The organism is Methanofollis liminatans DSM 4140, assembly GCF_000275865.1.
Classification (GTDB): domain Archaea; phylum Halobacteriota; class Methanomicrobia; order Methanomicrobiales; family Methanofollaceae; genus Methanofollis; species Methanofollis liminatans.
On sequence record NZ_CM001555.1, the window covers coordinates 480,655 to 496,144 of the forward strand.

The 15,490-nt window shown below is 64.4% G+C and carries 13 protein-coding genes; 3 read left to right on the forward strand and 10 right to left on the reverse strand.

Annotated features, from left to right (window positions below):
• Window positions 1-258 precede the first annotated feature (258 nt).
• Together METLI_RS02315 and METLI_RS02320 are read right to left on the reverse strand one after the other, a co-directional pair.
• Window positions 259-492, reverse strand: coding sequence for a hypothetical protein (locus METLI_RS02315; RefSeq protein WP_004037716.1), 234 nt, complete (start codon window positions 490-492; stop codon window positions 259-261).
• A gap of 143 nt (window positions 493-635) precedes the next feature.
• Complete coding sequence (locus METLI_RS02320; protein WP_004037717.1) at window positions 636-893, reverse strand: YwbE family protein; 258 nt, start codon at window positions 891-893, stop codon at window positions 636-638.
• A gap of 238 nt (window positions 894-1,131) precedes the next feature.
• On the opposite strand from METLI_RS02320, the gene METLI_RS02325 reads away from it, so the two are divergent.
• Entirely contained in the window at window positions 1,132-1,548 is a 417-nt protein-coding gene (locus tag METLI_RS02325) for a hypothetical protein (protein WP_004037718.1), read from the forward strand.
• Between the two features lie 172 nt (window positions 1,549-1,720).
• Here the strand turns inward: METLI_RS02325 and ftsA are convergent, their stop codons facing one another.
• Window positions 1,721-3,070, reverse strand: a complete 1,350-nt coding sequence (gene ftsA, locus METLI_RS02330; protein WP_004037719.1) for a coenzyme F390 synthetase — start codon at window positions 3,068-3,070, stop codon at window positions 1,721-1,723.
• Window positions 3,071-3,152: 82 nt separating this feature from the next.
• Between ftsA and METLI_RS02335 the strand changes: the two genes are divergently transcribed.
• Window positions 3,153-3,755 (forward strand): phosphoribosylanthranilate isomerase, encoded by a 603-nt coding sequence (locus tag METLI_RS02335; protein WP_004037720.1) that lies wholly within the window; start codon window positions 3,153-3,155, stop codon window positions 3,753-3,755.
• Here METLI_RS02335 and METLI_RS02340 read toward each other — a convergent pair.
• The 3 genes from METLI_RS02340 to METLI_RS02350 all read right to left on the reverse strand — a co-directional run bounded on the left by METLI_RS02340 (window position 3,749) and on the right by METLI_RS02350 (window position 7,188).
• Window positions 3,749-4,687 carry a flavodoxin domain-containing protein gene (locus METLI_RS02340; RefSeq protein WP_004037721.1) on the reverse strand — a complete coding sequence of 313 codons (939 nt, stop codon included), beginning with the start codon at window positions 4,685-4,687 and terminating at the stop codon, window positions 3,749-3,751. The genes METLI_RS02335 and METLI_RS02340 overlap by 7 nt on opposite strands.
• 112 nt (window positions 4,688-4,799) lie before the next feature.
• A complete protein-coding gene (locus METLI_RS02345) occupies window positions 4,800-6,623 on the reverse strand; it encodes a DUF2207 domain-containing protein (protein WP_004037722.1) in 1,824 nt (607 codons plus the stop codon).
• Between the two features lies 1 nt (window position 6,624).
• A complete protein-coding gene (locus METLI_RS02350) occupies window positions 6,625-7,188 on the reverse strand; it encodes a LemA family protein (protein ID WP_004037723.1) in 564 nt (187 codons plus the stop codon).
• A gap of 90 nt (window positions 7,189-7,278) precedes the next feature.
• Between METLI_RS02350 and METLI_RS02355 the strand changes: the two genes are divergently transcribed.
• Window positions 7,279-8,412, forward strand: a complete 1,134-nt coding sequence (locus METLI_RS02355) for a DUF362 domain-containing protein (RefSeq protein ID WP_004037724.1) — start codon at window positions 7,279-7,281, stop codon at window positions 8,410-8,412.
• Here the strand turns inward: METLI_RS02355 and METLI_RS02360 are convergent.
• The 4 genes from METLI_RS02360 to METLI_RS02375 all read right to left on the reverse strand — a co-directional run bounded on the left by METLI_RS02360 (window position 8,409) and on the right by METLI_RS02375 (window position 15,315).
• Window positions 8,409-9,452 carry a WD40 repeat domain-containing protein gene (locus tag METLI_RS02360; RefSeq protein ID WP_004037725.1) on the reverse strand — a complete coding sequence of 348 codons (1,044 nt, stop codon included), beginning with the start codon at window positions 9,450-9,452 and terminating at the stop codon, window positions 8,409-8,411. The genes METLI_RS02355 and METLI_RS02360 overlap by 4 nt on opposite strands.
• Complete coding sequence (locus METLI_RS02365) at window positions 9,449-11,332, reverse strand: helical backbone metal receptor (protein ID WP_004037726.1); 1,884 nt, start codon at window positions 11,330-11,332, stop codon at window positions 9,449-9,451. The genes METLI_RS02360 and METLI_RS02365 overlap by 4 nt, the downstream gene beginning before the upstream one ends.
• A 96-nt stretch (window positions 11,333-11,428) precedes the next feature.
• On the reverse strand, window positions 11,429-13,006 hold the full coding sequence (locus METLI_RS02370; RefSeq protein WP_004037727.1) for a DUF4430 domain-containing protein: 1,578 nt from the start codon (window positions 13,004-13,006) through the stop codon (window positions 11,429-11,431).
• Window positions 12,991-15,315 carry an outer membrane protein assembly factor BamB family protein gene (locus tag METLI_RS02375; RefSeq protein WP_004037728.1) on the reverse strand — a complete coding sequence of 775 codons (2,325 nt, stop codon included), beginning with the start codon at window positions 15,313-15,315 and terminating at the stop codon, window positions 12,991-12,993. The genes METLI_RS02370 and METLI_RS02375 overlap by 16 nt, the downstream gene beginning before the upstream one ends.
• Window positions 15,316-15,490 lie beyond the last annotated feature (175 nt).

The following is a 15,490-nucleotide window of genomic DNA, read 5'->3' on the forward strand; positions in this document are numbered from 1 at the left end:
TCGCGTGAAACGGAGGGTTGATCTGGATGCCGGTCTCTTTGTGTGATTTTCCATAAGGAGCGCACGCGAAGGCGCGAAGGTGCGCGGAGTAGAACCTGGAATGAGGGTGCGGTGGACAGGTGCCCTGAGGGTATGAGTCCGGGGTTTGGGCTGGTGTCGCCCGCCCCCCGGATCGTGAAAAGTGGGTGGGGTGTCTGGATTGTGTGGATGGAATTGAGACGCTGGTGTGGTGATTGTGCGTGGTCTTTGTGCCTGTGCTCACCTCGCCACAGGGATGCCCGGGGTGTACCTGATCTGCTCGCGCAGGAGGGGATGCAGGGAGGGCGCCCGGGCGAGATCGTGCAGTGCGGCCACCGCCTCTTCGTTGCCTCCCCGCGCCATCCCGAAAAGGATGTCCACGGCGTCGCGCTGGATTTCGTTTATCATCGGTTCGTTGCAGTCCTTTACAGAGAGGTAGAGGTGGAGTACGGTTTCGTCCTTGAAGTAATGCAATCTCTCACCTGATCATATGAACTATTTTTAAAAATTAAATTGTTTTTGTTAACTTAACCTGCGGCGGTGAGGTGCTGCAGACTATGATTGCGGCAAATATGGGCCAGAGAGGATGGCGTCCGGCGCCCGTCGCTCCGCCGGTCTCAGCGATCCTTCTTGCCGGTCTGATCGACGGCATCGCCCTGATCCTCACCTGACCCGGCGATGATCGCGCAGACTCTGCCCACCTGCCCGTCGGTGAGTCTCACCTTGATCCCGTGCGGGTGGTGGGGGGAATTCGTAAGGATGGCGGCGACAACACCGCGCGTCTTCTTTCCTGTTCTCTGATCGGCTTTCAGGACGATGTCCACGGTCAGACCGGGCCTGATATCGCGTCTCCACTCTCCGCTCATCCGTATCATGTTGGTATGGGAGGGCAAGAACGTGATGATGGTGGCGGGGGCTCATTTTTCCCGGGCCGGTCTTTGTGAACCTTTCCGGCCTGCCGCTTCCCTTTCTGAAAATATGTGGTTCCCGGCGATTTTCTGGCCAGGCGCCCCTCCTCCGCCGGTGTAAATCCCTGCTCTTCCTCTCGGATAAAGACGAATGAAAAACCCTTTTAATGTTGCTGGAAGTATAGGTACTGAGAGTGGATTATCAATGGGTGCAACGAAAGAAGGTTTTTACAATACGGTTGAGCGCGACCTGAAGAAGGCCTACAGGAATGAAGAAGGCTGGACTCTTGAGCGCCGCCCCCGTATCGATGGCGCGGACCCGGACTATCTCCTGATCAGGAAAAAGCCCGGCATGGTGGAGCGCATCCTGGTCAATGTGAAGATTGCCGCCGAGGTACCGGCCACCGACTTCGAAGCCCTCAATGCATCGGTCATGGACCTGAAGACCCGGAAGATTCCGGTCGCAAAGGCCCTTCTTGTCGTCCCCAGGGACGTGAAAGTGCCGGCAGACACAAAGGGTGTGGATCTCTTCTACCTCAACTCCTATGCCGTCAAGGGCGGCGAGGTGATCTGGGGGCGCAGCAGCCTGCGCGCAGAGGACGGAACCCCCGTCCTTGCGTAAGGCGGAAAAAAATCTTATTTTTCAAGAGAATTCTTAAAAAAAGGAAGGTTTTGGGTGCCAGAAATTGGCCTGAAGGCGATGCGCCGCAGCACGCCACATGCCTCCGGCTATGTAACCCCTTGATGCCGGGCATATTAAATCTGTCTATTTAACTCATGCCAGATGTTAACCTTTACCTGCGGTCAACGAGCCGTTTCGGCCTCCCCCTGATAGCGGCGAGTTCGAGGCCGCCGGGAGGGGTGAAGTTGAAGATCACCGAGAGCTGCCCCTCTTCATGGATCTCCGAGATTTCGGGTCTTTCATGGAAGAGGGCGTTGAAAAATGACCGTTTAATCGCCGCCTGATCCGCAGTCGCCGGATCGATGCATTCCATGCTCACCCGCAGCGTCGTCTCATCCCCGTCGCCGTAGAGGAATGCCTCGTATTCGCCGGTGATGCTCTTCATGTTCTCGGGCTGGAAGACGGCGCGCTCGATGTCGACCCGGTTGATGGCGCATCCGTGGACGACGATCGTCTCGGCATCGCGCCAGGGCGGTTCGATCTTCATATGCGTCCGGCCGCATGCGCACCGATCCCTGGTCAGGACGCGGCTGTTGTCCTCGGTGTCGTAGTTGATCAGGAGGGTGCCGGCCTTTTCGCCGACCGGGAGGAGGGTGGTGAGGACGAGCCTTCCCTTCTCCCCGTCCCTGACGAAGCGCTCCATCGCCGGGTCGTAGAGGTCGACGTGGACGAGGTCTTCAGGGCAGTGCAGCCCGGCCTTCACCCTGCACTCGCCGCACATCGTCCCTTCTGTCGAGCCGTAGGTGTTGTAGACCGGGCAGTTCCAGACCTCCTCGAGATAGGTGCGCGCCTCCTCGGCAAAGCTCTCCCCGCCGACGATTAAACGGCTCACCCCCGACTCCTCAGGGGCGATTCCCTCGTCTGAGAGCCTGCGCGCCAGCCTGAGGAGTTTGAAGACGCTGCCGACGATCGCCGTCGGGCGGTAGGTCCTGATCACGCGCACCGGGAAGGTGCATTTCCCGGTGGGAATGACGGTCACCCCCATCGCGTGCGCCGCAAGCGTCATGGTGTTCGCCCCGACGTTCATGCCGTATGAGGCGCAGACGACCACGCGGTCGCCCTGGCTGATCCCTTCCATCGCAAAGGCCCGGGAATACTTCTCGGCGTAGCGGAGCCAGTCCTCCCAGGTCAGAAAGAAGGACTTCGGGACGCCGCTCGTCCCGCTCGTCTCGTGGATGGTGAAGACGTCCTTCCAGTCCACGGAGAGAAACTCGAAATCCGGGGTGGCCGGAGGCTGGTGCTCGCGGATCGTCCCGCCGCCGATGACCGGGAGTTCGAGGAGGTCTTCGTGGCAGGTGACCGAGGCGGGGTCGATCCGGTGGGCGGCGAACCATTTTCGGTAAAATGGGGAGTGTTCGTCGGCGTACCTGACCGTGTAGCGCACCCGCTCGTCGACCAGGGCGTCGAGGTCCCCGCGGTCCATCGTCTCGACCTCTCTGTTCCAGTAGGCGTCCTCGTCCATGATCGATGGAGTGGACCGTTGACCTCGTGAAGGTTGCGGACGGGCGAAGCCTCCATCTCTGCCGGGCGCAGAATGTAGAGGTATGTGGCAGGATGGGCGATCTGTCCGGGTGAAGATCTGCGGGCTGACCCGGCCCGAAGACGCTGCGGCGGCTGAGAGGGCCGGAGCGGACGCCGTGGGTGTGGTAATGTGCTCTGACTCGCCGCGCTCGATCGGGGCCGGTGCGGCGCGTGCAGTCTTCTCGGCCGTCGGGCCGTTCACGGCGACGGTGGTCGTGACCCATACGGCCGATCCCGGGGAGATCGACCGGATTCTTGCCCTGCGCCCGACGGCCGTCCAGATCTCGTACCCCCATGAGGTGCCGGCCGATGCAGGGGTCAGGGTGATCAGGGTGACGGGGCAGGGCAGGCCGCTGCCCCCCGGGAGGGCTGATGCGTATATCGTGGACGAGAGCTGCGGGAAAGGCCGCCCCTTCGACCCGGCCTTTGCCAGAGCGTTTGCGGAGCGGAGCAGCCTGCCGGTGATCCTTGCCGGCGGGCTCACGCCTGAGAACGTGGGGGCGGCGATCGCCGCGGTGCGCCCCTATGCGGTGGACGTCTGTTCTGGGGTGGAGACGGCGCCGGGGGTCAAGGACCACGGCCTGATCGAGCGCTTTATCGCCGCAGCGAAGGGGACGCCTCAGTAGCGGAGGGTCTGCTTCATCGCATGGCCCTGCCGCTTGAATGCGGCGTTGAGGAACTCGGCCTTCTCAGGCGTGATCCTGATGACGTTGAGATCGACGTTCGCGGCCCTGAGTCGGTCGGGGTCGATGTTGCGGAGGGCGAGCGCCTCCGCGTGCCCGGCGGCGCCCGGCCTGAGGATCTCGGCCCTGCCCTCGACCTGGAGCCCCGCGATATCCTCCATCGTGGTATATTCCGTATAGACGGCGAGGGCGACCGCCGGGCTTCTGAGGAGGTGCGCGAACTTCTCGCCTCCCTCGCTGTAGATGTAAATCTTCCCGTTCTCGAAGAGGTAATCGACCGTCGTCGCCCTGACCCGGTCGTCGTGGCCGGTGGCGAGGACGCAGATGTGGTTGGCCTTGAGGTAGTCCTCGACCGCCGTTTTGATCGCCGCTTCGGCCATCTGCCCGCCGCACGCCATCCGCTCCCGCAGGGCGAGGGCGAAGGCGGTCACCGCCCCCATGTCGGTGAGGTCCCGGTCTTCGAGGACAAAATCGGTCTTTTTCGCGTAGAGGGTGAGGGCGGTCAGGTCGTCCCGGTCAAGGCGCCCCACCTCCATGCGCCCGCCGAACGCCACCGCCGGGGCGTCGCCCCCCACCATCTCACGCAGTTCTTTGAGGTATTCGTGCCCCTTGTGCAGGTTTATGCAGGTGCAGAAGAATGCCACCGGCTTTTTTCGCAGCCATGAGGCGTTGGTCTCGACGAAACGCCTGATCGCCGGCGCCACGTTGCCGTTGTAGATGGGCGTGCCGATCACAAAGAGGTCGAAGGACCGCATGTCGCTGGAAAACTCCTCTGGCCTGCAGGTCCGCGCCGGCCCGAGGACGAGGGCGATCGCCCCGGCGATCCCGGCCGTCGAGCCGTATTTGCTCTCATAGATGACGCATGTCCGCTGCATGTGCCCCTCTTCTGCCCCGGCGCTCATAATACTTTGGAGGGTGGGGTGTCTCTCCGGGTTTGAAAAAGAGAGTGAATGTGTTCTGGAGGATGTGATGGAGGCCCGGGGGCTCTTATCGCCCGCCGACGCCTCCGCCGCCGAAACCTCCACCGCCGCCGAAGCCGCCTCCTCCAAAGCCGCCTCCGCCGCCGCCAGCCGAGGGCGGGGCGAAGGCGACGATCGGGACGAAGCCGAGGTGCATCGTGGAATAGAGGGGCATGCCGGCCTCTCTGATGTTGATATTCAGGTCTTTCATCGCCGCTTCGACCCGGTCGCCGACGCCGAGGGCGGTGCCGTAGACCAGCCACTCGCCCCACATCGAGATGTCGGCCGGGGCGTACTTCCTGATCTGCGCCAGGTCTGAGAGGAAGTGGGCGAAGGCGTCCCACTCCAGTTTCTCCCGGTAGCGGTCGTCCTTCCAGTGGCCGAAGAGGGTGGAGGGGAAGGCGAGGGCGACGGCTACCTCGGCGATCGCCGCTCCTGAGAGGAATATCGCCGGCAAGGCGAGGTAGCCGGTCGCCGGCGCCATGACGATGACCAGGACGGCAAGGGCGAGGACGATGACGCCCAGGAAGAGGAGGGGGGCGACAAGGGTCCGGCCGTCGGTGGCGTATCGCCGGGAGAGCGAGGCGTCCACGCTGCTCTGGAGGGCCTTGAGTCCGCCCTGGAAGCGCATGATCGCCGTCTCCGCCGCCTTGTCGTGCGCCGCCCTGGCCGCGAGCGCTTCGAGGGTGGCGGTGTCGAAGGTCCGGCCTTCGGTGAGGTTGGCGAGGTAGGTGAGCACCCGCTGCTCGTAGGCATCGTCCGAGGTCTGGGTGTTGACGGTGATCAGCACGCCCGTCCCTTCGGTCTTCTCCTTCACGGTCACGGCGCCCTTCCGGTGGAGGTCGAGCACCGTTGCATAGAAGCCGTTCTCGTCGAACTCGAGGACGTCGCCCGTGAAGAGGAGGTTCACCTGCCAGGGTTTCAGGGCGGTGTTCGGGGTGACGCTGAGGTAATCGGGGACCGTGAACGCTTTTTCCCGTCCCCAGCGCAGGTAGACCAGGAGGAGGGCGAAGGGGATGAGGAGGGCGAGCAAGGCTGCAATGACGAGGAGGGCGAAGGCTGCTGAGTAGGGGAGGTTATACCAGAAGGCGCCCGACTCGGTCTTTCCCCTGATATCGTCCACCTGTGACGGGACGCCGTTCAAGCGGTCCTTCGCCCCCGCGTCCAGGAGGAGTTCGACTGCCACGATATCGTTTTCAGGGGCGCTCCCGGTGATCGTCACGGTGTTCCCGTCCCTGGCGACGTCCAGACCGGGCGGGTAGGCATAGACCGTCTCGATCCCGGTCCAGTCAGGGAGAACGATCGAGAGGTGGCGGTACGGGATGTGTTCGCGCACCAGTTTGAGGTTGAGGTGCGTGTTCACGTCGTCGTACTCGATCGGCGGGACGACGGCGTAGCGGTACTCGACGGTGTAGGTCCCGGCGTCGAAGTATTCGGGGGTATAGATCCCGAGCTCGTTTGCGTAGGCGTTCTGCCTGATGAACGCCTTCTCCGTCTCGGTTGCGTCCGGGACGACGACGACATCGCCGGAATAGTCCTTTGCGTAGCCGATGACGCCTTCGGGCACTTCCATGCCGAGATACCTGATGTGCGCGCTCTCCCTATCCGCAAAGGTCAGGGTATCGTCGAAGTAGCGGAAGAGCATCCGGTACTCGCCCGAGACCCGGACGTCATAGGTGTAGCGTTCGAGGAGGGTGCCGTTCTCGTAAAAGACGGCCTGATAATCGTCGACGACCAGGTCGCCCTCGAAGAGGGGGGGCAGCACCACCGCGGCGCCGACTGCAAGGGCGCCGACGAAAAAGGTGATGAGGACGAGGGTGGCAATCTGCCGGTTTTCGCTCAGCAGAACCACCTCAGAATGCGATCTTCGGCGCCCGCTCGATCTCTTCCTCGAACTCAAGGTAGTCCAGCTTGTTCATGTGGATGAGGGAGGCGACGATGTTCGAGGGGATGGTCTCGGTCATCGTGTTGAGCTGCTGGGCGATGTTGTTGTAGGTGTAGCGCTGGCGGGCGATCTCGTCCTCGATGCTCCTGATGGAGGCGGTCAGTTCGGAGACGGTCGCCTGCGTCTTCAGGTCAGGATACGCCTCGGCGACGGCGAAAAGTCTGCCGATCAGCGAGCGCGACTGTTTTTCGACCTCGTTGAGGTCGCCGGGGTCGGCTTTTCCGAGGCCGGCGCGCATTGCCGTCACCTGGGTGAGCGTCTCCTTCTCGAAGGAGGCATAACTCTTGACGGCGCCGAGGAGCTGCTCGATCTGGTCGAGACGTTTCTTCATGGCGACCCTGATCTGCCCGAGCGTTGCCTCGCCCGAGTTCTTCAGGTTCATGAAGCGGTTGTAGATGCTCACGAACCACCCGATGAGGGCAAGGACGACGATAACGACGACGGCGATCAGAATAATTGTGATCAGGTCCATTTCTTCACCTATGAGAGATTCCGCTCCTGCGAATAAGAAGATATGGATGTGCCGGATGGAACCGGATACGCAGCGTGCATGAGGGCTTCGATGTTCGATCCTGTATCTCTTGCCCGCTGCCGCTCGTACGACCCTGACGAAGTGGGATCTGCTCTCTCTGCGGTGCTGGCGCCCCTCGGCGGCATGGCGGCGTTCGTAGAACCGGGTATGCGTGTCCTGGTGAAGCCCAACCTCCTCTCGGCCCGGCCCCCTGAGAGGGCGGTGACGACCCACCCGGCGGTGGTGCGGGCGGTGGTCGAGGCGGTGCAGGCGTGCGGGGGCGTCCCGGTGATCGGCGATTCGCCCGGTGGGCAGAACACCCCATCCTCGTACGACGCCCTCCTCCGGACGACCGGGATGATGGGGGTGATCGAGGAGACGGGCTGCGAGTACGTGTACTTTGACGACGAGAGCGTCGCCGTCCCGTCTCCTGACGGCCTTGTCTTCCGCGGGTTCACGATCGCACGGGCGGTAGCAGACGCCGACGCCGTGATCTGCCTGCCCAAACTGAAGACCCACCAGCTCACCGCATACTCCGGTGCGGTGAAAATTCTGTACGGCTGTATTCCCGGCATCACGAAGGCGGCCTACCACCTCCACGCCGGGCAGGATCGGGAGGTCTTCGCCGACCTCCTCCTCGACCTCCACGCCGCCATCCCGCCGTCGCTCTCTGTCATGGATGCCGTCGTCGGCATGGAGGGGAAGGGGCCGCAGAGCGGCAATCCCCGTCAGATCGGGCTGATTGCCGCCTCAGCGAGCTGCACCGCCCTGGACTACGCGGCGGCCCTTGCCGTCGGCCTCGACCCCCTCTCGGTCCCGACGATCGCCCGCGCCGCCGCGCGGGGAGAGGGGCCGGCGGCTCCTGGCGATCTCCGGGTTCACGGCCCGCCCATTGCGGAGGTGCGGGTGGCGGACTTTGTCCCGGCCCCGGCGTCGCCGCCCTCTCTGCCGTCGTTTGTCACGCAGTTTGGCGGACGGCTCGTCGCCGCGCGCCCGCTCGTCGACGCCGGACGGTGCACGGCCTGCGGCACCTGCGCCGCCGTCTGCCCGCCGCATGCGATCACGTTCGTGCCGGGCGAGATCCCGCAGATCGATGAAGAGGCGTGCATCAGGTGTTTCTGCTGCCAGGAACTCTGCCCGCAGGGGGCCGTTGAGATTGTCCGGCCCTCTGTCAGGGAGTATTAACCCCGCCGTCTCGCGCAGAGGAGCGCCGTCACGGCTGCAAGGAGGGGGGCCGCTGCCTCTGTCGGGGTCGGCGTTTCGTCTTCCTGTCTCTGCGGGGTGGTGGTAGAGGCTTCGGCCACCCTCTCATCTTCGGCTGGTGTCCGGGGTAAGGGACGGTACAGGGCGACCGTTCTCCCTGAACCGGCCATTACGGGGCCTTCGCTGCCGACTGCAAGGGATGTGACCGCGCCTGCCGGTATGGAGCCGATCTCAGTGCCGTTCGTTGAGAAGAGTTTGATTTCTTCCCCGCCGAGAGCGACGAAGGAACCGTCTGCCGCGATCACGACGGCAGGCCTCCGCTCTCCGCCGACCTGCCTCCAGAGGGCCCTGCCGTTCCCGTTGAGGAGTTCTGCAACGCCGTGGTCGGCACCGACGGCGATATATCCGCCGTCGTCGGTCATCGAGCAGGAAAGCGTGGCGCTTCCGGTGGCATAACTCCAGAGGGGTCTCCCCTCGCCGGTGTAATACCTGATCGTGCCGTCTTTTTCGCCGGTGGCAATACGCCCGCCGTCGAGGGAGAGGGAAAGGGCGATGACGTCCTCAGTCGTATTGACGACTGCCGACTGTTCATACCCCCCGGTGCCGTTTTTCCTGAAGATCATCAACCGGGTGTTGTCAAACCCCCCGGCGATGCAGGAACCGTCAGGGGATATGGCGGTGCCGAAGGCGAAAAAGCCGGTATCATGCCTGAACGCCAGGGCGCCGCTCCGGTCATAGAGGCGCAGGTCCTCTCCGCCGGTCACGATGAGCGAACCGTCGCCGGAGATCCCGACCGTCTGCGCGTGGCGGCCCGGCACCTCCCAGAGAGGCGTGCCGTCGGCATCCAGGCAGGAGAGGGCGGCGGCGGTGAGCACGACGACCGTCTCGCCGTCATCCGATACGGCGATATCGAGCACGTTTTCCGGCGTCGTGGTCTCCCATGCACGGTCGAAGGAGAGTCCGGCCGCCGTCCCCGCAATGCTCAGGGCGAGGATGAGTGCGACGGCGACGCCTGCTCTCATCCCACCCTCCGCAGGAGGATCAGCCCGGCGGCGGCGAGTGCGATCGATGCGGCGAACGCCCCGAAACCGGGCGACTGTGGTGCAGTGGTGGCCGGTGCCGGTCCGCCCTCGAAGAGGTCGGGGTGGATGGCGGCTGCGACCTCTTCCAGGGCGTCGACCAGGCGCGGCCCGCCCCGGTCGATCAGGTCTGAGTCGACGATGTAGACGCGGTTGTTTTTGATCGCGTTCAGGCTTTTAAACCTGGATTCGTCCATGAAATAGCGGTAGATGAGGTCGGTGCCGCCCTCGCCCATCCCGGTCCCCGAGTTGACAATGATCACCTCGGGGTCGGTGGTGATGAACCGCTCCATCGTGATGATCTGCCAGCCCTCCACATCGGAAAAGGCGTTTGTGCCCCCGGCGAGGGCGATCATCTCGTTCTGGAAGGTGTCCCTCCCGCTGACCCAGATGGGATCGTACCAGACAGCGTGGACGACCGTCGGGGTTTCGGCCGCGATCTGTGTCTTCTCCTTCACGGCGTCGATGCGCGCCTCCATCGATGCCACCAGCCGCTCCGCCTCAGCTCCGGTGCCGGTGGCCGTTCCGACGAGCCTGATATCGCGGAGCGTTCCCCCGGCCGAGTCCGGGTTCAGGGCGATCACGGTCAGGCCGAGACTCCTGAGGTGGTCCACGACCTCCTCGGTGTTTCCGAAGGCGGCCACCACCAGGTCAGGCTTCGCCGTCACCACGCGCTCGATGTTCACGGTGGAATACCCGCCGACCTTCGGTTTCGCCGTCGCCTCCTCAGGGTAGTTGCAGTAGTCGGTCACGCCGATCACCCGGTCGCCGAGGCCGAGGCCGAAGAGGATCTCGGTGTTCGCAGGGGCGAGAGAGACGATGCGCATCGGCATCGCCTCGATCCTGACCGCAACGCCGTAGTCGTCGGTGACGGTGACGGGCTGCCATTCGGCGGTTGCGGCGGTGGGTGCTGCGGTCTGCGGCACCGTCGTCGTCCCGGGCGCCGCTGCCGCGGGTGTCTCCGGTGCCGAGAGGTGGGGCGCCTTCTGGCCCGGCAGGACCGGGTAGGGTTTCCCGAGCAGGGCCGGGACCGCCCGCGCCGTCATGCCGCAGGGGTTGTCTGTCGTGTATGCCGTCCACCTGAACGAACCGTCGGGCTGCTGGAGGTCTGCAAGGGTCGAGACCACATCCCTGCCGTTCTTCGACCACGCCGAGGGGTCCTCCCCGGCGGCGGCGATCGCCTGGATCACCCATGCCGCCGAGGCGGCGTTCGAGGAGGATGAGCCGCCGTAGTTGAAGCCGCCGTCGTCCATCTGGTGCGCCCTGAGGTAGTCGAGCGCCCGTGAGACGGCGGGTGCGTCTATCCGTTCGCCGGCGGCGATAAGGGCCATGATCACGGCGGCGGTGTCGTCGGAATCGCTCTCGGCGCCCGGCATCCAGCCGTAGCCGCCGTCGTCGTTCTGCTGGATCTTCAGCCATGCGGCAGGTTTCGAGGCGTCTTCACCGGCAGAGACGAGGCCGAAGACCCCCCAGTAGGTGGTGTAGACGAAGTCGCCGAACTGGCCGTCGGATTTCATGCGCCCTTTGAGTTCGACGAGGTAATCGCGGCCGCCAAAGGTGCGCGGGTCCTCCCCGGCCGCCGCGATCAGGGTGACCATCTTGCCGAGTTCGGCTGTCCCCTCCGGGTTTACGGCGTCTTCGGCCGATTTCCAGTAGTCGATCGCCGAGGTGCCGTTCACCTTCCAGTCGTGCGGGTCTTCGCCGGCGGCGACGATCGCCATCACCGCGAACCACGAGGTGCCGGGGTTGGTGCTCCGCCCGGCTTCGGCGAACCCGCCGTCGTCGTGCTGGCAGGACCTGATGTAGTCGAGGCCGTTCTGCACGGCCGCATCGTCAGCACCGCAGGGATAGGCCGCCGCCGTCGCGATGCAGGCGGCGATGCAGAGAAGAAAAAGAAGTGGGGCAATCGGTTTCAGGATTTATCCCTCCTTTCTTCTGTTCAGGCAGATCCCGCCGCCGATCAGGGCGCCGGCGATCGCCGCCGCCCACCCGAGGGGCGCCTGGGCAGGGGCCGTCGTTGACGGCGATATCCCTGTCGCGGCGGTCGTCGGCATGGGCGTCGTGCTCGCACTCCGGGCAGCATCGCCAAGGCTGACCATGGCGAATATCGAGAGCCCGTTCGGCGATAGGGCCTCGAAGATCAGGTTGCCCTTCTCGTCGATCCCGACCATGCCGGTCTCCAGGATCTCGACCGTTCCGTCGTCGGCGATGTGCACGATGCGTACCGCACCGGCGCCGCCGTGCGCTTCCACCCATGCCGGGCTGATCGTCATCCTGACGGTGGCGCTTGCGATGTCCTCCTCGTTTACAAGCCCGTTCATGCCGACATTCATCACGCAGGCGGTGCAGGTGACGGTGGCCCTCTCAGGGGCGCAGAGTGCAAAGATGGCCGATCGTTCTTCTGTTGAAAGGTCGGGGGCGTAGGTGACGGTGATGTCGCCGAGAGCCGGGATGCCGTTGAGCGAAAGGTCAAGCGTACCGCCGACCTCGCCGATCCCGCTGATCGCTCCTGGTATCGGCGTCAGTCTGGCCGTGACGCTCCTGATAAATCCGGTGGCGATGCCGTCCCTCTCGGTGATGTCCCCGGTCATGACGGTCAGGAGCAGTCCCGGCCGTTCGATGATGATGCGGTCCCCCTTCACGGTGACCCGCTCCCCATCGTGTGCGGCGTTCAGGTTGACCGATATCCTGGTCTTTCCGCCCACCACCGCGGTGGTGACGCCTTCGGGCAGTCCAACCGGGATCGTTGCCGCCGTGGCCGGGCCGAAGGCGTTCGCATAGTCCGCTGTCGTGTCCGCATCGCCGCTGTCGCTGCCGCTCCCATAGACCACCTTCAGCCAGATCGCATTGTCCGAGGTCGCCGGGGTGGAGGACATGCTCTCGCTCCAGTAGAAGACGACCCGGTCGCCGTTCTGCACGGTCTTTACATTCGCCCCGACAGAGGGGGAGACGCCGTTGACCTGATACATCCAGCCTGATGCGCCTTCATTCGTCCGGCCGTTGATGGCGGTGATGTAGAGGGTGCCGTACTGGTCGTACCAGCCGTCGTCGACGGTGTAACTCACTCCCGAGGCGTCGAGGGCGCCGAGGGCGGTGCGGCGATTCACCGTATAGGTCGTGCCGCTGTTCGCGGCGGTGACGGTGACGTTGCCCGCCGGGAGGACGACGTCCTGGTAGGTCTCGTCTTCGCCGCCGTCACCACCGTTGCCGCCGCTGCCGCCCGCTGAGATGGCGACGGATTCGGCCACCGTTGCACCCCCTGCGGTCGCTGCAATCGAGAGCGCACCGGTCGTGTGCGGGACGTACCTGACGGTCGTGCCCTGTGCGAAGACCGGGGTGCCGCTGTTCTCCTGGAAGACGAAGAACGCTTCCTGGTCGCAGGTGACGATCACCGGGGAGCCGGCGGTGTTTCCCGAGACGTCCATGCTCAGGGCCGCGGCCGGCATGGTGCAGGCGGCCGCGCAGAGCAGGCAGAGCAGTGTCAGGAAACGATGCATTCCGAGCCTCCGCTGTGGGAGATCAGGCCGGCCGGGTAGTCGTCGAGGGGGTAGATCCCGGCATACAGCGTGTAGGTACCCGCGCCCACCTGGGCGGGGACGGCGACCAGCACCGGCACGGTAACGGTCTCGCCGCCGCTCAGGCGGACCGTGCCGGTCCCGGCGATCCCCTCGCCGGCGGCGTTTGTGCCGCTCACGACGACGACGTACCAGCCGTCATTCTCTGCGGCGGCGTCCACCTCTGCGAGGACGAAGCCGCCGCGCTGCCCGCCGTCGAGCGATGGTGCCTCAACCGCCGCTTCGGCGACGTCGACGTCGATCGATACCACGTAGGCTGCCTGGTCGATGAGGGGCGCCCAGGTTACCGGGTCGGTGGGGCAGTAGTAGAAGGTGAGTTCGTCGCCGTCTGCGAGGTCGTTTGCGCCGAGTCCTGCCGGTGCCGCCGCCCCGTTGATGAAGATCGACCATGCGCGTGCGTTCTCCTGCGTCCAGTCCTCGTTTGCGATGCCGTCGATATCCTCCAGGTAGAACGAGCCGTAGGCGGCATACCAGGAGTCCGAGGCGTTGAAGGCGAACCCTCCGGCCGTTGCGGCGGCGTCAAGGGCGCCGAGGTCGGTGGTGCGGTTTATCTGGTACGAGGCGGATGCGTTGTTCGATGGGGTGAAGGCGAACGTGGTGTCGGTGAGGGCGACGGTGCCGTCCCAGATCATGGTCGCCGTGGCGACGTCGACGTCGATCGTGACGATATAGTCGGCCTCCTCGATGAGGGGCGCCCAGGTTACCGGGTCGGTGGGGCAGTAGTAGAAGGTGAGTTCGTAACTGTCCTGGAGGTCGTTTGCCCCGAGCCCTGCCGGTGCTGCCGCCCCGTTGATGAAGATCGACCATGCGCGTGCGTTCTCCTGCGTCCAGTCCTCGTTTGCGATGCCGTCGATATCCTCCAGGTAGAACGAGCCGTAGGCGGCATACCAGGAGTCAGAGGCGTTGAAGGCGAACCCTCCGGCCGTTGCGGCGGCGTCAAGGGCGCCGAGGTCGGTGGTGCGGTTTATCTGGTACGAGGCGGATGCGTTGTTCGAGGGCACGAAGGTGAAGGTGGTGTCGGCGAGGGCGACGGTGCCGTCCCAGATCACGGTGGCGCCCGGCGTTTCTGTACCGAAGGCATAGAGCTGGTTGTTCTCGGCGCCGATGTAGAGCACGCCGTCAGATACGGCCGGAGAAGAGGCATAGAAGGCGGCAAAAGTGCCGTCGCCCGGGTCGGGGAGGGCGTACGACCATACCGCGGCCCCGGTGGATGTGTCCACCGCATACACCGTGCCGGTCTTCTCGTTCGTTCCGAAATACGCGACGTCACCGGCAATCACCGGCGAGACGTCCACCCGCGCACTCGGGAACGTCCAGAGCGGGGCGCCGGTGGAGGCATTGTAGGCGTGGAGGCCGTTGGCCGATCCTGCGATGAGGGTGCCGCCCGAAACGGCCGGGGTCGAGGCTGTCCCGGTCTGGGAGGTGTTCCAGGCCTCTGCACCGGTGGCCGCATCGAGGGCGTAGATGTGGTCTGCTGTCGTCACGTAGACCTTCCCGTCGCCGACGACCGGCGTCGATTTCACGGCGGCCGCGAAGGTGGCGTTCCATGCCGCGGCGTGGGTCGAGGCATTGATGCAGAAGAGGCTGCTCCCGTTCCCGGCGACAAAGATCATTCCTTCTGCGGCTGCCGGCGAGGTGAAGTAGCCGACGGCTCCACCGGTGGGGAAGGACCATGAATCGTTGCCTTCGGGCGTGAACGCATGCAGCACGCCATCTCCGGCGGAGAGGGCGTACACCATTCCGTCATAGACGAGGGGTGAGGAAGAGAGCCCGAAGTAGGCTGTCGTGTCGATCTGGTCGCTCGACCAGAGGGTGGCGCCGCTGAAGGCGTCGACGGCGTAGAGCCGTCCGTCGGTCCCGCCGAGATAGACCTTCCCGTCGGCGACGGCGACGCCCGAGACCGATCCTGTGGCGGCGCCGCCGAGTTCGTTCGTCCAGAGGATTTCCCCGGTCGAGGCGTTGCAGCAGACAAGTCCGGCGGGATCGTTGTCGGTGAAGTTCATATCTGGCCATGTCGGGATGTAGACCAGTCCGTTATGGACGGCGGATGCGCCGTCAGGGAACTCGTCGATCTCTGTCGACCAGAGGAGCGTGTCGTTCAGGGGTCCGGGTGACGATGCCGCCCCGGTGCGCGCCGCATCGGCGTGGAACATCGGGTAGTCGGCCGCCACAGGTGCGGCGATGCAGATCAGAAGGATGCAGAGTAGCCCTGCCCTGGTAAAGTGGTGCATATAACATCAATCTCCTTTCGTTATAGTGTTGAAATTTGATCAAGTGATCTGATCATAAGATCAAATAAATTGATCACCTCCGCGAGCGGCCTATATGGCGATCAGGAGATTCAGGATCCCCTTTATTCTCGCCTCTCCCTTCTTACCCCTACAATTCTTCTGTTCCTCTGCCTCT

What these genes read in the sequence shown, in the direction of transcription:
- METLI_RS02335 (WP_004037720.1), top strand. Translation starts at nt 3,153, where the DNA reads ATGTGGCAGGATGGGCGATCTGTCCGGGTGAAGATCTGCGGGCTGACC.
- METLI_RS02360 (WP_004037725.1), bottom strand. Translation starts at nt 9,452, where the DNA reads ATGAGAGCAGGCGTCGCCGTCGCACTCATCCTCGCCCTGAGCATTGCG.
- METLI_RS02375 (WP_004037728.1), bottom strand. Translation starts at nt 15,315, where the DNA reads ATGCACCACTTTACCAGGGCAGGGCTACTCTGCATCCTTCTGATCTGC.
- METLI_RS02340 (WP_004037721.1), bottom strand. Translation starts at nt 4,687, where the DNA reads ATGCAGCGGACATGCGTCATCTATGAGAGCAAATACGGCTCGACGGCC.
- METLI_RS02325 (WP_004037718.1), top strand. Translation starts at nt 1,132, where the DNA reads ATGGGTGCAACGAAAGAAGGTTTTTACAATACGGTTGAGCGCGACCTG.
- METLI_RS02370 (WP_004037727.1), bottom strand. Translation starts at nt 13,006, where the DNA reads ATGCATCGTTTCCTGACACTGCTCTGCCTGCTCTGCGCGGCCGCCTGC.
- METLI_RS02350 (WP_004037723.1), bottom strand. Translation starts at nt 7,188, where the DNA reads ATGGACCTGATCACAATTATTCTGATCGCCGTCGTCGTTATCGTCGTC.
- ftsA (WP_004037719.1), bottom strand. Translation starts at nt 3,070, where the DNA reads ATGGACGAGGACGCCTACTGGAACAGAGAGGTCGAGACGATGGACCGC.
- METLI_RS02355 (WP_004037724.1), top strand. Translation starts at nt 7,279, where the DNA reads ATGTTCGATCCTGTATCTCTTGCCCGCTGCCGCTCGTACGACCCTGAC.
- METLI_RS02320 (WP_004037717.1), bottom strand. Translation starts at nt 893, where the DNA reads ATGATACGGATGAGCGGAGAGTGGAGACGCGATATCAGGCCCGGTCTG.